Raw genomic sequence first — 16,050 nt, 5'->3', positions numbered from 1 at the left:
TTCTCCCTACCAGAGCCGCAACTGCTGGAAGCCTCTTTGCTCCAAAATCTTCTTTCCGGGCGAAGCCCTCTGGTTTGAAAGTTGAACGCCCTGGCCGCGCAGTTCTTGGATCCGAAGGTGCTCGGCGACAAACAGATCATCATCGTTTCCGCACACGTGAGTACACTTGGCATCCGCCCGGCTCCGGAGTCTTCCAGTGTCGATATGATGCTGGAGTCGCTTGTCAAAATCGCTCGTTTTTCCGACATAAGTGCTTCCCGGATTCCACTGATCGGCGAACTCGTAAACCCCTTGATTCTTTTTACAGTTGTGGACGAGTACAGGGTTTTTGCCAACGAGGACGTAGTAGGTGTGGAGGTCGGCGACGGTGAGGTTATAGACGGCCTGTGTCTGGTGTCTGGTGACGGTACCAGTGATCGTGACCGTGGTGCCGTCGGGCTGGCGGAGGGTGTCGCCGGCATCTAGGTCTTCGGCATCGGTCCAGGTCTGGTCGTCGGCTTCCCAGAAGGGATGATTGTGAGTCGCGGTGAGGGTCGCGGGGCCTCGGTCGGTCTGGATCTCAAGGTCGATGAGGATCTTGGCGCCGCGGCCGATGATGAGGTTGGTGACGGTGTGGGGCTCGGTGCGACCGGTCACCGGGTCGGTGGCCAGGACCCGATCGCCGACGTCGATGTCGGCGATGGGTTTGGATGTGCCGTCGGCGAGGAGGACCGGTGTGTCCGGTGTGAAGCTGTTCTTACAGCCCTTGGCGACGAGTTTGGAGAGGCCGCCGCCGACAGCGCCTCTGGCGGCGCCTCCCCCGACGCCGGCGAGTACGGCTCCGCCCGCGGACAGGGCGGCTTCCTTGTAACGGCCGTTGACCAGGTGGCCAAGAGCCTGGGCACCGCCGCAGGCCGCGCCGACCGAACCGGGCGCGAAGTTCGCGCACAGTGACACGAGCTTGTTCTTCGCGACCCAGTTACCCGCGGTCTGAACATTCTTCTTGACGGAAGTGACGGCTTGCTTTGCCTTGTCCTTCACCGAGCTGACGGCTTGTTTCGCCTTGCACCCGAAGTCGAACCGCCCGCATTTCTTCTTCGCCTTCTCGGCCGCTGCCTTCTCCGCGGCGGCCTTCTCACGGGCAGCCTTCTCCCGGGCAGCCTTGTCGCGCGCAGCCTTGTCGCGGGCGGCCTTGTCCGCCGCGGCCTTCTTGGCCGCTGCCTGGAAGGCGAGGGCCGCGCGCACGCCGTCCCAGAAGTTCTTCTGCCCCATCTGGGCGATCTGCCGGTTCGCCGCGCCGCTCAGGTCCGGGCGGGGCGGGGGGGCCGGCTTGACCCCGGCGAGGGACGCCCTGACCCCGGCCCAGAACCTGGCCTCGCCCATCTGGGCGATCTGCCGCTGCGCCTCCAGGCTCAGCCCGGCGTTTCTGGCCCTGGCCACCTCCGCGGACCGCTGCGTCACCGCCTTGGTGGCCTTTTTTACGGCCGAGATGATGGACCAGAAGCCGGTGGGGTCGTTGTAGGCGAGGGGGTTGGCGGCGGCGTAGGTGTAGCGGTTGGACGCGGCGGTGCCGGTGATGGGCAGGTTCGCGGGGTCGCGGCTGATGAAGGTGCCGGTGTCGGGGGTGTACCAGCGGGCCTGGGCGTTGACCTTGTCGGTGTCGGGGTCGGTCCAGCTGCCCTGGTAGCCGATGTGCAGGTTCGGGTTCCCGGCGACGACGGGCTCGCCGAAGGGGGTGTAGCTGCGGCTGTCGGTGAGGACACCCGCGGTGGTGAAGGCCGCGACGAGGTCGCCGTGGGTATCGGTGACGGTGGCCCAGTTCCCGGACGACGTGCCGATGGCGACCAGGTCGCCGTCGGGGTCGCGGGAGAACGCCGAATTCCAGTCGGTGGCGGGTTCCTTCTCGAGGCCGGCGTAGGTGAAGGGGGCGCTGTCGCGGGTGGCGAGCCGGTCGAGCCCGTCATAGGTGTAGGTCTGGAGGGTGCCACCCTCGTTGTCGCCGAGCAGCCGGCCGAAGGCGTCGAAGCTGGTGGTGGTGACCGTGGAGCCCTCGGTCGTGGTGGCCAGCGTGCCGCGCGCCGTGTAGGTGTAGGTCGACGTGCCGTCCGAGAGCAGCCGGTTGCGCTGGTCGAAGGTCGAGACGGCCGCGTTCTCGGAGGTGCGGTTGCCGGCCGCGTCCCAGCCGTAGGTGGTGGTGACGTTGGCCTGGTCGGTCCAGGAGGTGAGGCGGTCGGCCCAGTCGTAGGTGTAGGTCTGGGTGCCGGCTCCGGCGACCCCGAGGGGGCCGAGGGTGGTGGACAGGCGGTTGTCGTTGTTGTCGTAGGTGTAGGACTGGCCGCGCAGCACGGTGCCGCCGGGGCCGGTGAGGGTGTCGGAGATGGTGCGGCCGAGGTCGTCGTAGCCGAACGTCCGGGTCGCGCCGGAGTAGGTGACGGAGGTGATCTGGCCGGCGTCGTCGTAGCCGAGGGTGCGAGTACCGCCGGTGACCGTGCCGGTCACCGTCGCCAGTTCGCCGCGCGGCGTGTAGGTGAACGTCGACGAGCTGCCCGGGTCGGTGCGCCCGCTCATCCGGCCGGTGGAGTCGTAGGTGAAGCTGCTCGTCCCGCCGGGGCCGGAGGCGCCGGTGATCAGGCCGCGGTCGTTGTAGGTGAACGACTGCGTCCCGCCCGGGAAGTCAGCTGCGACGAGCTGGCCGACCAGGTCGTAGGCCAGCGTCCGCGACGCCGAGGGGGTGCTCACCCCGCTGCCAGACTCGGCGGTCAGCCGGCCGAGGGCGTCATAGGTGGAGGTGCGGGTGACGCCGCCAGGGGCGACGACGGAGACGGGCAGGCTGCCAGCGTCGTATGTGGTGGTCCAGGTCCGGTCCGCCAGGTTCGGGTGGGCGGTCGTGGACGGCTCGATGATCTTCTCGACCAGGCTCAGCGAGTTGTAGGTCGTGATGGTCGCGTTGCCCCGGCCGTCGGTGACCCGGGTCGCGTTGCCCGCCAGGTCGTAGCCGACCGACGTGGTGACGCTCGTGCCCGACGCGATCGGGATGACGATCGTGCGCCGCTGGTTGAGGGCGTCGAAGGTCGCGCTCGCGGCGTGGCCGTTCGCGTCGGTCTCGGAGACGACGTTGCCGGCCGCGTCGTAGCCGGTCGACGTACTGCGCAGCAGGACGTCGGTGGGTGAGTACTCGGCGACGGTGGTCTTGCGCCCGGCGCGGTCGTAGGTGGTGCGGGTCTCCCGGCCCAGCGGGTCGGTGACCGACGTGACCCGGCCTGCGAGGTCGTAGGTGTAGGTGGTGGTCTTGCCGAGCTCGTCCTGGACGGCGATCCGGTCACCGGCGCCGTTGTAGGTCGACGTCGTCGACGCGCCGGTGGCGACGTTGGCGGGCAGGAGGACCCGGACGATGTCGTCGGCGTCGTTGTAGACGGTGTAGGTCGTGAAGGTCTGGGTCAGCCACTGCTCGGTGACGGTCGTCGCCCAGACCCGGTCGAGGTCGTCGTAGGCGTAGAACGTCCAGCCGTCCTCCTGGTCGACCTCCGAGACCAGGTTGTCCACGTCGTCGTAGACCTTCCGGGTGACACCCGCCGCCGGCGCGCCGGCCAGCTGGGGGTCGGTGACGGCGACGACCCGGTCACGCTTGTCGTAGACGGTGGTGGTCGTCTTGCCGCGCGTGTCGACGTGAGTGGTCGGGTTGCCGTTGTCGTCGTAGTTCCACGACTCGGTGGGCACGATCGCGCTGCCGCCGCCGGGCGGCGTGTACGACGGGTAGGTCTTCTGCGTGACCCGGCCCAGGTGGTCGTAGGCGGTGACCGTCACCTGGTTGCGGGCGTCCCGCACATGGGTGACCTCGCCGAACGTGTTGTAACCGACCTCCTCCGACGGCCGGTCCGACGTCGCCGCGGCGCCGTTCTCCTCGACCAGCACCGACGGGCGGATCGCCTGGGCCGGGTTGCCGGCCGCGTCGCTGACGTGGTCGGTCACGTAGGCCGAGTTGGGCGGCCCGCCCGACACATAGCCGCGGGGGTCGACCCTGCTGGTCATCTCGCCGCGCTGGTCGTAGGTCATCGCCTCGGTGAACCGTTCGACCCCGTTGCCGAACACGGTGGTCGACGTCGGCCGGGAGACGTCGTCGAAGGTGTACTCGACGCGTTCGGTCGTCGTCGTGCCGGCGGCGGACAGCTCGGTGGCGGTGACGTTGTCGCCGCCGTCGTAGGTGAGGTCGGTCCGGCGGGCGACGCCCTGCGGGTCGACGATGGTGGCGGTCGGCCGGCCGGCGGCGTCGTACTCGGTCGAGGTCTTGAGCAGCCCGCCGTCGGTGATCTCGGTGATCTCGTTGCCGGCGCCGTCGTAGACGTGCTCGGCGAGGATGATGTCGCGGGCGGCGGGGCCGGACAGGACCCCGTTGACGAGGTCCGGGGGCCGGTAGCCCTCATGGATCTCCCGGAACACCAGGCCGTCCAGCCAGTACTGGTAGCGGACGGCGCGTCCCTCGGCATCGGTGACCGACGCGAGCCGGTCGGCCGGGTCGTAGGCCCGTGACTCCAGCACCACGTCCCGAGGGCTGCTGCCGGCGACCGGGTCGTCGACGAAGTCCTCGAGCGTCGTGGTCGCCAGCTGGTTGTGCGCCGTATATGTGTACGAGGTGACCGTGCCGTTCGGGTCGGTCGTCGTCGCTACGTTGCCGTTCGGGTCGTAGGTCGTCGCGTAGGTCGCCCAGGGGAAGCTGCCAGCGCCGACGGTCTTGTAGGTCTCCCGGTCGGCGTCGTCATAGGTGTAGGACGTCGTGCGGGCGGTGTCCCCGCCGGTGGCGTCCGACACGGTGACCTGGGTCAGGTTGCCGTTGGCGTCGTAGGTGTTGGTGGTGACCGGGGTGTGCACCACCGACGTGACCAGGTTGGTGACGCCCGGCTCGGTGACCTGCGCGGCCAGGCCGAGCTTGGTGTACGCGGTAGTGGTGGTCAGCCCGGCGGGGAAGGTGTCGGAGATCTCCTTCGACGTGACCTCGCGGCCGATCTCGTCATAGGTGTACTCGTGCACCAGGCCGGCCGGGTCCTGGTCCCGGCGCAGGTCGCCCTTGGCGTCGTAGCCGGAGGTGTCCGTCTTGCCGCGGGTGTCGGTGTGCGAGATCTCCAGGCCACGCGGGATCGTGCCGCCGCCGGCCACCGCCGCCTCGGCGCCGGTGGAGTAGATCCATGTCTCGGTCCGGCCACCGGGGAAGCCGGCGACGGCCGGGCTCGTCCGCGCCGTCATGTGCCCGAAGCTGTTGTAGCCGTAGAAGGTCGCGTAGGTGTTGTCCGACGGCGACGCGGAGCGGGCGTCCCGGTGGACCGTGACCAGGTCGTTGCGCGGGTCGCCGGGTGCGCCGAGGTAGTAGTTGTAGTACTCGGTGTTGACGAACAGCGTGCCGCCGTAATAGGCGCGGGCCTGCGAACGGGCGATCACGTTGCCGCGGGTGTCGGTCTCGGTCTGGACGATGTTGCCGTTCTCGTCGATGACCTGGTACGGGAAGCCGCGGTCGTTGTAGACGAACTGCCGGCTTCCGATGTTGTCCCGCTGCGCGACCAGCTGGCCGTCGCGGTACTCGTGCTCGGTCTCGTGGTCGCGCGGGTCGGTCACCCGGACGATCGTGTTCGGGCTGGTCGCCAGCACCTCGTACTCGGTGCGGTTGCCAAGCCCGTCCTCGCGCCACTGCACGGTGCCATCGAGGTTGTAGCCGATGATCGTGTCGACGTTGCCCTCGGGCAGCGTGATTGCCCCGAGCTTGCCGTTGAACGCGTAGTCATATTCCGTCGGGCTGGTCGTGTGCGGGCCGGCAACCGAGGTGATCTTGTCGCCGTCGTAGGCGTAGGTCCACGTCAGCGGGCCGGAATGGGCGGCGACGCTCTGCGTGGACACGCTCGTGACGTGGGTGCCGGTCCAGGTGAACGACAGCGTCCGCAGCGTCGTCAGGTTCACCACCGACGTCAGCTGCGCGTTGCTGTTGTGGTTCAGCTCCAACTGCAGGCCGGCAGGGTCGGTGATCTTCGCGAGCCGGCCGTCGGACCGGAAGGTGTACGCGTCCCCGGACTTCTCCGTCAGCGTCACCGCGGCGGTGGCGGTGAAGTCGTCGATCCTCCCCGAGCCGGTCGCCTCCGCGAACGGGCCCGCCCGGCTCCCGTAGAACACCGCCGGGTCGTTCGTCGACAGGATCTGGGAACCATTGCGCTGGACGTAGATGTTCGGCCCGTTGGTGACGACCGTCATCGTGTCCGACGCCGTGCAGCACAGCCCGCCGCTCGACGTGGCCACCACGGTCTCGACCCCGCCGACCCGCTTGACCAGCTGCCACGTCCCCGCCGACGGCTGGGCCACCACCCGCCAGTAGTTGTTCGGGTCCGCATACCGGAACACCAGCCCCAGACCGGCCTGTGCCACCGGCATCTTGAACGAGAACTGGCCGTCGGCGGCGGCCGACACCGTGGCCATGTTGCGGTTCCCGGACGCGGTCGCCAGGTAGGCCGCGTTACCGGAGATGCCCCAGGTCCCGTTGCCCAGCCCCGGCAGCGGCTGCGTCTGCCACTTCTCGCCGGTGTCCGTCGCCCCGAGAAGGGTGGACGAGTCGGCGCGGGTGAAGCTGTCGCGGTGCTGGTCGTCGAGAATCGTGACCGACCCGATCCGCCCCGAACCCGTGCTCAGCGCGAACAGGCCCGCCTTCGTCGCGGTCGAGAACTGCGCGTCCGTCACCGACCCGACCACCCGGTCATTGCGATAGACCGTCAGGTCGGAACCGGCCATCCGCACCGCGTAGGTGTCGGTCGCCGCGCAGCACGCGCCGCTGAACGTCGCGATCTGGGTCCCGACGCCGCCGACCCGCTTGGCCAGGATCAGCGAGTTGCTTGAGGGCTGGACATGCAGGATCCACATGTTGTTCGCGTCCTGCACCCGGAACGCGACCCCGAGATAGTCCTGCGCCACCGGCGCCGTGAACCGGATCAGCCCGTCCGACGGCGCCGGCATCACCGCCGACGCCGATGAGCCCGAGACCAGGTAGGCGTTGTTCCCGTTGATTCCCCACGTCCCGGCCAGCACCTGCCACGACTCACCCGTATCCGCGGTGCCGAGCGACGACGTGTGGTTCGCCCCGGTGAACGACGCGACCTGCGGGCTCGGCGCCTGCATCAGCGAGTAGTAGCCGTCCTGCGGCGTGAACGTGCCGTCCCAGTTCCGCCCGAACCGGCTGTCCCGCCCGTCCGGATACCGCACCACCAGGTTGCCCTCACCGGCATCGTCGACCCGGACGCCCATGTCCCACTGCGACGACCACCCAGTACCAAACATCCCCACCGACGAGTTGAGGCTGTTGTAGGTCCGGGTCAGCCCCAGCGCCGGCCCCACCCCGGCCACCGAGATATCCGTCGTCGACGACGCATAGTTCCTGATCAGCGGCGACACCGAGTCCTCCGCCGGTACATACGGGTCGCCGCCGAAATGCGCGCTCGTCGGCGGTGAGGGGACCTGCGCATAGATCTTCGACGGTGGGGTCCAAGCGCTCGTCGTGCCGCCGGACTTCACCCGGCCACGCCAGTAGTACGGATACCCCCAGCTCATCTCATCCGCCGGCACCTGCCACGACGAGCTGGAGATGAAGCCGCCCGACGACTTGCAGAAGCCACTCGCCGCGTCCGGGTTCGAGCAGATCTGGAACTCGTACGTCAGACCGGACTGGTTCCCGGTCAGCGACAGCACCGGGCGCAGGGTCTCGACCCGCTCCGCGTCCGCCGGCGTCGACGTCGTCACCTGCACCCCGCCCGCCGGCGGCGCGACCAGCGCCACCGGCAGCATCGAGATGCCGTGCGTCGAGAAGAACGCCCCGCCCGCCGCGGTGTCCTGCATGTCGAACTTCACGATGTAACTACCCGCCGGCGGCGGCGTCACCGTCGCGAGAACATCCACCGACTGCCCACGGCCCACCGCCACGGGCAGGTTCGTCTGAAACCCCTGCGCGACGAGTTCAGTGGTCCCGGTGGCGTCATACACGTGATACGACAACTTGTAACTACCGTTCGCCGGCCACGTGAACTTGCCGCGGTTCGTGATCCGAACCTTGATCTTTCCTGGCTGCGTCGCGGTCAACGCCTGTTCCCACACCGGCGAGCCCGTCGGCCACGAGTAGACGGCGTCATACGGCGACCAGGTGATGTTCATCTTCGGCCGGTAGTCCCCCGCCGTCCCCGGCGCCGTGCAGGCACAGTTCTGCGACGCGAACTCCTTGTAATGCGTCGCGTCCCACGACGACGCCCGCACCGACAGACCATGATTGGCCGCCGTACCGTCGTTCCAGTCCTCCACCAGCTCCGTCAATCGCGAGTCACTGAACGTCTCCCACCCGGCCGGGCAGCCCCCGTTGCCGCTCTGATGGGAGAACGTGCTCTGCGCGACCTCACCACTGATCGACGCGCCAGGCCAGGTCAGCGTGGTGCCGTTCCACTGCTGCGTCACCTGATACAGCGACACCGGATGCGCCGTGCACGCGTCATGCGACGCCGTGTTGTACAACGACACCTGCGCCGACAGAATGTTCGCGTTCTGCAACGCCGAGTTGTTCGGGAAGTGGACATAGGCCCGGTTCTCATCCCCCGTGCCCTGCAGCCCCACCCGCAACGACCCATCCGACCCCTGCGCAGTACCCGGCGTCGCCGACGACACCCACGTGTCATCAGCACCCGCCGCCACCGGCGTCACCGTCGGGTCCACCCGCACCGGAAACACCCGCTCCGGCGCCCCCAACCACTCCGCGTCGAGATCCACCCGCAACGCCGGCTGACCCGTGCCCTCAGCCTCCACCAGGCTGTACGTCACACCCTCCGACGTCGCCCGGCCCGGCGACGAATCCTCCATCCACCCCCGCGGAACCACCGCGACCACCGCACCCGAACCATCCGACAGCACCACCCGCCCCTGCCGGTCCAGACCCGCCGTCAACCCCTCAAGGGCCAGCGGGAACGTCCAGCTCGTCGGCGCATCCGCCGACTGCAGAACGATGACCTCCTTGAGTCCCGACGCCGACGCCGACAGCTCCAGATCCGCCTGCTCCCGTACCTCGGCGAACGTCACCGACTCCCCGTCGGCCACACCGTCCGACGCCGCCGCACCCTCCAACGCGAACCCGGCCGACAGCCCATCGCCCAGCTCGATCCGGGCCAACTCCGCGTCGTCCGCCGCCGCGGCGATCTCCACCGGCGCCGCCACCGACTTCGCCTCGAACCCGCCGCCGCTCTGTTCCTCGAGCCCGGTGTCCACCTCCACCCACCGGCCCTGCTCGTCCTGAAACCGCACCGGCTCCGTCGACACCTCCGTCGAATACGTGCCGTCCGGGTTCCGGAACACCGACGCGTTGTCCGTCCGTGCCGCCTGAACCTCCACCCGGCCCGGCTGCACCCCATCCGGCTCCCGCACCCCCGCCGCCAGGTCCTCCTCCAACGGCAACTCCGCACCCGCCGGCACCTCCGGCAGGATCACCTCCCCCACCGGAGCGTCCGCACCCGTCGGATACACCACCTCCCGCGGCTTCTCCTCCGGCGACGCCGGCACCGCCCCCTCCATCGCGGGAACCCGTGCCATCACCTCCGCCACATCCGGCGCCGCGTCCCGTGACGTCACCTCCGCCGGCACCAGCTGCTCCAAGCCCTCAGCCGTCCCGTTCGAGGACTCCGGCAGCTTCACGTCCCGAAACGGGTTCTGCTCCGAGATCGGCACCAGATCCGGATCGGTCACCCGGTCCACCACCAGCACCACGACGCCTGACACCAGCAACGCCGGCACCAGCAGCAACGCCACCCGACGCACCCGGGCATGGCGCCGCCACATCTTCCGGCCAAAGGACAGGGAACGGCGCACGGGCAGGAACCGGCGAGTCATGTTGTGGCTCCGCGCAGGTCAAAGGAAAACACAGGACCAGAACCGGCGCGCCAATAGCGGCACGCCGCGACGTCGGTGAAAAAAGGAGGTCCCAAACCAGCCAGAACCGCCCTCAGAGCGCGCGAGGCTAAAGCCTCACGCGTCGAGAGGGCGGTGGAGGAAAGAGGACTTCCCAAAGGAGAGGAGACTGCGCCCCGGACACGTCGGCGTGCCCGGTGAAGCCACCCAGGGCCTGGTCAACACGACCTAGGCATGCCCAACGGATGGCGAGAGTATCTACAGCGGAGCCAAATATGGCGTACGGACAACCGCCCGTCAAGCGGTTCGCGCGCGGCAGAGGGGCAAAGGCCGCCGACGGTCAGCTGACGGTCAGTCCACTCACGCAGCGAATCGGCGGTAGCAAGCGCCACCACAACCGTCAGTCACGAGACGGGCCTCGGGGAGCACAACCAGCCACACGACCGCCGCCCGGACCGTCATTGTGGCGCGTATTTCTTCGCAGCAACGAAACTGGCGTGGCGCGGACGGCCGGGCCGGTGACCTGGCAGAACTCCACTCCGCCGCCCGGCCCGGTGGTGGCCAGCGCGGGTCACCCGGCCTGGCGGGACGGTCCGCCCGGATAGACCGCCCGCGTCGCGGCTCGTGGAGCATGCCCCGACCGGCACCGGTACCGGCGCCAGGCCGGCCAACCCGCAGGCCGCCACCTGCCGGTCCGACGACGGGCGACGGGCGACCAGCTGTCCCAGCGCGGTGACTGTGGTCCGTCGCCACGCCGTTCCGGGCGCCGCGGGCGTCGTCAGCCGGCGGCCGGGGTGAGGCGCAGTCCCGTCTCGGGCAGCGAACCGCGGATGTCGGCGGCCAGCAGGGCCCAGTCACGGGCGCGGGCCGAGGTCTCGCGGTAGACGAGGCCGACGCGGCGGCGGGGTGGCGGAGCGCGGAAGGTGGCCACGCCGAGCCCGCGCCCCTCCCCCACCTCGACGGCCACCGCGGAGGCGGGCAGCAGCGTGACGCCGAGCTCGTTGGCGACCATCTGTACCAGCGTGGACAGGCTCGCGGCCCGCAGCGCGGAGCGTTCCCGGGCGCCCGCCTCCCGGCAGACGTCCAGCGCCTGCGTCCGGAAGCAGTGGCCGTCCTCGAGCAGCAGCACCTCCTGGCCGCCGAGCGCGGCGACCGGGACGGAGGCGCCCCCGGACAGCGGGTGGCTGTCCGGGATGACCAGCACGAAGTCCTCGTCGTAGACCGGGATCTCGGCGAGCCCCGGCTCGTCGGTCGGCAGCGCCAGCAGCGCCACGTCGACCGCGCCGGCGCGCAGGTCGGCGAGCAGGTCGGCCGTCTGGTCCTCCCGCAGCGCCACCCGCAGGTCCGGCCGCCGGACGCGTAGCTTCGGCATCAGCCGGGGCAACAGGTAGGGCGCGATGGTCGGGATGACGCCCAGCGTGATGTCGCCGGTGAGCGGGACCTGGGCGCGTAGCGCGACCGTCACGAGGTCGTCGACGGCGGTGAGCACGCCGCGGGCCCGCCGGGCGATCTCGTCGCCAAGCGGGGTGAGCAGGACCCGCCGCGTGGTCCGCTCGACGAGCTGGACGCCCATCGTCTTCTCCAGGGCGGCGACCGCGCTCGACAGCGTCGGCTGGCTGACGTGCAGCGCCGCGGCGGCGCGGCCGAAGTGGCCGTGCTCGGCGACACCCACGAGGGCGCGCAGCTGGGCCAGCGTGGGCTGCGGCATAGCCATAGCAAGACTCTATCAATCCTGCGGAATCTTTCGATTTCTCTTTTGAGTCCGTGCACGGCACAGTGGGCGCACGGCCCCGGTCGGCTGGATCGACAGCCCACCCGGGCGCGGACCCCAACCGGCCGACCGGGGCCGCGCCCAGCCGTCCGAGCACCACGGCGTTTCGAGCACACCAGCGTTTCGAGCACCCCAGCGCACCCAGCACCGCAGCGCGTCGAGCACCACAGCGCGTCGAGCAGGCAGCCCCGCGTCGCGGAGCCGGCGTCCCGGACCGGCTCCGCGACGCGCCGGGCGAGCACGCGGCGCCCCGAGATCACCGTGACAGGACGAGAGGACAACAGCCACCGTGCTTACCGTTGGTGACGCCTTCCCCACCTACGACCTGACCGCCGTCGTGGGCAACAACCCCGACACGGCGTTCGTCCAGGAGACCTCCGCCAGCCGCCCGGGCCAGTGGCGCGTCGTCTTCTTCTGGCCGAAGGACTTCACCTTCGTCTGCCCCACCGAGATCGCCGCCTTCGGCCGGCTCAACGACGAGTTCGCCGACCGCGACGCCCAGGTACTCGGCGTCTCCACCGACAGCGAGTTCGTGCACCTCGCGTGGCGCCAGAACCACGAGGACCTGCGGGACCTGCCGTTCCCGATGATCGCCGACATCAAGAAGGAGCTCACCGCCGCCGCCGGCGTCCTCGGCGACGACGGCGTCGCGCAGCGGGCCACCTTCATCATCGACCCGGACGGCGTGATCCAGTTCACGATGGTCACCGCCGGCAGCGTCGGCCGGAACCCGAACGAGGTCCTGCGGGTGCTCGACGCGCTGCAGACCGACGAGCTGTGCCCCTGCAACTGGCAGAAGGGCCAGGGCACCCTCAGCGTCGGCGGCAAGATCGTCTCGCAGGAGAAGGTGGAGGTGGGCGTCTGATGTCCGTCGAGGCGTTGCGGGCCGCGCTGCCCGAGTACGCCAAGGACCTGCGGCTGAACCTGGGTTCGGTGACGAGCCAGTCCCACCTGACCGAGCAGCAGCTGTGGGGCACCGTCCTCACCGCGGCGCTGGCCAGCCGCGGCCGCGCGGCGATCGCCGAGCTGGAGCCCGAGGCCCGCGCGCACCTGTCGGCGCAGGCCTACCGCGCGGCCAAGACCGCCGCGGCGCTGATGGCGATGAACAACATCTACTACCGCTCCCTGCACCTGCTGGAGGACGCGGAGTACGACCGGATGCGCGCCGGGCTGCGGATGAACGCGATCGCCAACCCGGGCGTCGAGAAGGTCGACTTCGAGCTGTGGTCGCTCGCGGCGTCCGCCGTCAACGGCTGCGGCCGCTGCCTGCAGGCGCACGAGCACGAGCTGCGCGGCCGGGAGGTGTCCCGCGAGGTCATCCAGGACGCGATCCGGATCGCCTCGGTCGTGCACGCCGTCGCCGTCACCCTCGAGTCCGAGGAGCTCATCCCGGCCACGGTCTGAGGCCCGTGAGCGGTCGTCCTGGATCAGCCAGCCTGGCCGGCACCAGCCGGCCTGGCCGGCGTGCCCGTCCGGGACGGCCGTCCGGACCGGCCGACGGTCGCCCGGTCACGGCGGGACGCTCGGCATCCCGGTCGGCGCGAGCCGGCCGCTTCCCGCGGCCACGGCCGAAACGTGACAGGAGCGTTACGGAACGGAGCCGGCGCCCTGCCTCAGGGCGCCGGCTCCGCGCGTTCGGCAGCCCGAACCCGCATTTGTGGCATTTCGCTCTATAAGGCCCGAGACGGTCATCCGGAGCACGAACTCCGGAATGTCCAGCGTGATCCACGTCACGGATCTGGGCAGATGCACAGCAATTCCCCGGATCCTGCTAGACAGAAGCGCATGATCGGGGACGAGGTGGACATCCTGCCCGAGGACGAGGCGCCCAAGCCGCCGGCCACCGCTGAGGCGGAGCGCCCGGCCGGGCCCGAGGATGCCACGAAACCCGCCGACGACACCCCGCCCGACCTCACCCTCGCCGGTGGCGCCGCGCGGCTGGAGGGCCTGCGGCGGCTGAGCGCCTGGCCGCGCAGCTTCCCCAAGCCGCCGGCCAGCCCGCCGGGCGGGAGCGCCGCGCCCGCGAACGACGCCGCGCCCGCGAACGACACGGGCGCCCCAGCCGCGGCCACCAGGCCCAGGCGCGCCGCGGTGGCCGCGGCCAGCCAGCCCGATGCCGCGGCCGGCCAGCCCGATTTCGACTCCGAGCCCGGCCCTTCCCCCGAAGACGAGGGCGGCACGCCGGTGGGCAGCCCGTTCGCGGACGCGGTGGGCGCCCGGGTGCGGACGGCGGCCGAAGGGCTCGCCACCGTCACGATGACCGTCCCGGCCTGGCTCACCGGCCCCGCCCCCGGCCCACGGCTGGGCACGGCGGCGGTCGTCGCGCTCGCCGAGATCGCGCTCGGCGCCGCCACCAGTACCAGCCCGCGTTCCGGCGACCTGACCGTGACGGCCGCCCTGCAGCTGCGCACCCACGGCCCCACCGGCGGCTGGGCCGACCCGGACGTCAAGCGAGGCCCACTCGGGCCGCTGTCGATGTTCAGCCCCGACCGGGCCGCCGCCCGGGGGCGGCGGCCGCCCGTCCGGCTGCGGGCCGAGGCCCAGGCCTACGACGCCGACGCGGAGGAGCCCGACACGGGCCTGCGGCGCGCGACCGCGACGATCAGCACCGACGACGGGCGCAGGCTGGCGGTCGCCTCGGCCGTCTGCGCGGTCTTCTCCCCGGCGGCCATGCCCAGCGACGCCGTCGGCCTCGACTACACCGTCGGCGCCGTCGGTGAGCCGCCACGGGACACGGCGGGCGAACCGGTCGACGAGATGCCGGACGGGCTGGTCAACCACGCGCCGCCGCCGCACCCCCTGCTGGGCGCGCTGGCGGCCGCCGCCGAGCACGACGATGACCGACTGGTGCTGCGGATGCCGCCGCCGGCGTGGCTGGCGAACCGGCTCGGGCGGGTACACGCCGCGGCCAGCTGCGCGCTCGTCGACGCGGCGATCAGCGTCGCGCTCACCCGCCGGCTGCCGACCGGCAACACCGCGCACCTGCAGACGCTGGACCTGTCGGTCGTGCGCTCACTGCCGCTCGACGAGGACATGACGGTCGTCGCCTCGGTCCGACATGTCGGGCGACGACTGGCCGTGGTCGACGTGGAGCTCGGCCAGGTCGACGCGCCACCGAGCGTGCTCGCGCGGGGGACCGTCGCCCGAACCACCCAGCGCCGGCCGCTGCCCTAAAACCGCAGGTCACCAGCGCCGCGCGCCGACCGCCGAGCCCGTGCGCAACGATCATCCGTACGCCAGCTATCCATGCGGATAGTAATCAGGCATCTTCACAGTGTGTTACATTCTTCGTATCACACCGTGGTATTCCTCCACCCGTAATCAAGCGGCTACAGAACACCCTGTAAGACTCGGCGCGGTCGCGACAGCGACCTCCAGCGGCCTGGCGGCAGGCCGCCGCCACCCACAGGGAGACGACGTCATGGCGTTACTGCAGTCGGCCACGAACCTCGATACGGCCCGGCGGACCGCCCATTCGGTCCGCATGACCCGGGTGGGCGGCCCGATGGGCGCCGGCAGCCCGGTCCGCCCCGCGCCGTCGGCCCTCCTCGACGACGGGCGCGTCGGGCGGCATGTCCGGGTGCCCAAGACCGCCGAGCTCGTCGCGGCCCACCTGCGCCGACAGATCGTGCGGGGCGAGCTGGTCGAAGGCGACGCGCTGCCGCCGGAGGCCGTGCTCATGGAGCAGTTCGGCGTGTCCCGGCCGACGCTGCGCGAGGCGTTCCGGGTGCTGGAGTCCGAGGCGCTCATCTCGGTGCGCCGCGGCGCCCACGGCGGCGCCCGGGTGCACCGTCCGGACGGCCACGTCGCCGCCCGCTACGCCGGCCTCGTCCTCGAGCACCGGCACACCACGGTCGGCGATGTCCAGCACGCGCGGGCGGCGCTGGAGACGCCGGCGGTGCGCATGCTGGCCGAGTCGCCGGCGCAGCCGGTCCTGGGCCGGCTGCGTGCGGCGCTGGCCGAGTCCGCGACGGCGATCGACGGCCGCGGCGCGATCCAGGAGGGCGCGGCGACGGACCCGCGCGCGTCGCTGAGCGGTTTCCACCACCTGCTCGTCGAGCTGGCCGGAAACCAGACGCTCACGGTGATCGACAACATGCTCCGCCACATCCTGCACACCGCGGCCAACCACCAGCCGACCGCCGAGGGGCGCCCCGACACCCCTTGGTCGCCCGTCAGCGCGGACGGGCATGGATCGCTGGCCGAGCACCAGGACGTCCACCGGCACCTGGTCGAACTGATCGAAGGGGGCGACCCGGACGCCGCCGAGGCCCTCTGGCGCCGGCACCTGGCCGAGTCCACGGACAGGTCGTCGTCCAACGTCGTCCTCGACCTGCTCGGCGGCTGACCGCCAGGCTCGGCCCACGGGTCGGCCGGCCGCCGGACCTGAGTCCGGC

The 16,050-nt window shown here is 70.7% G+C and carries 6 protein-coding genes; 4 read left to right on the top strand and 2 right to left on the bottom strand.

Annotated elements, in window-relative coordinates:
• Positions 1-6: 6 nt before the first annotated feature.
• Both I6A81_RS09320 and I6A81_RS09315 read right to left on the bottom strand, forming a co-directional pair.
• Positions 7-9,864, bottom strand: coding sequence for a DNRLRE domain-containing protein (locus I6A81_RS09320; protein WP_203002414.1), 9,858 nt, complete (start codon positions 9,862-9,864; stop codon positions 7-9).
• A 796-nt stretch (positions 9,865-10,660) separates the two neighbouring features.
• Positions 10,661-11,596, bottom strand: a complete 936-nt coding sequence (locus I6A81_RS09315; protein ID WP_203002415.1) for a hydrogen peroxide-inducible genes activator — start codon at positions 11,594-11,596, stop codon at positions 10,661-10,663.
• A 346-nt stretch (positions 11,597-11,942) separates the two neighbouring features.
• Here I6A81_RS09315 and I6A81_RS09310 point away from each other — a divergent pair, with 346 nt between their 5' ends.
• The 4 genes from I6A81_RS09310 (at position 11,943) to I6A81_RS09295 (ending at position 16,001) form a co-directional block, all read left to right on the top strand.
• Positions 11,943-12,518, top strand: a complete 576-nt coding sequence (locus tag I6A81_RS09310; protein ID WP_203002416.1) for a peroxiredoxin — start codon at positions 11,943-11,945, stop codon at positions 12,516-12,518.
• On the top strand, positions 12,518-13,057 hold the full coding sequence (locus tag I6A81_RS09305) for a carboxymuconolactone decarboxylase family protein (protein ID WP_203002417.1): 540 nt from the start codon (positions 12,518-12,520) through the stop codon (positions 13,055-13,057). Before I6A81_RS09310 ends, I6A81_RS09305 begins: the two co-directional genes overlap by 1 nt.
• Positions 13,058-13,438: 381 nt before the next feature.
• A complete protein-coding gene (locus I6A81_RS09300) occupies positions 13,439-14,827 on the top strand; it encodes a PaaI family thioesterase (protein ID WP_203010151.1) in 1,389 nt (462 codons plus the stop codon).
• A 247-nt stretch (positions 14,828-15,074) separates the two neighbouring features.
• Positions 15,075-16,001, top strand: coding sequence for a FadR/GntR family transcriptional regulator (locus I6A81_RS09295; RefSeq protein ID WP_203002419.1), 927 nt, complete (start codon positions 15,075-15,077; stop codon positions 15,999-16,001).
• Positions 16,002-16,050 lie beyond the last annotated feature (49 nt).

Origin of the sequence: Frankia nepalensis (assembly GCF_016786325.1) — a bacterium.
Taxonomy (GTDB): Bacteria; Actinomycetota; Actinomycetes; order Frankiales; family Frankiaceae; genus Pseudofrankia; species Pseudofrankia nepalensis.
Note: the sequence above shows the minus strand (reverse complement) of the source record. Positions and strands in the feature narration are given on the sequence as shown.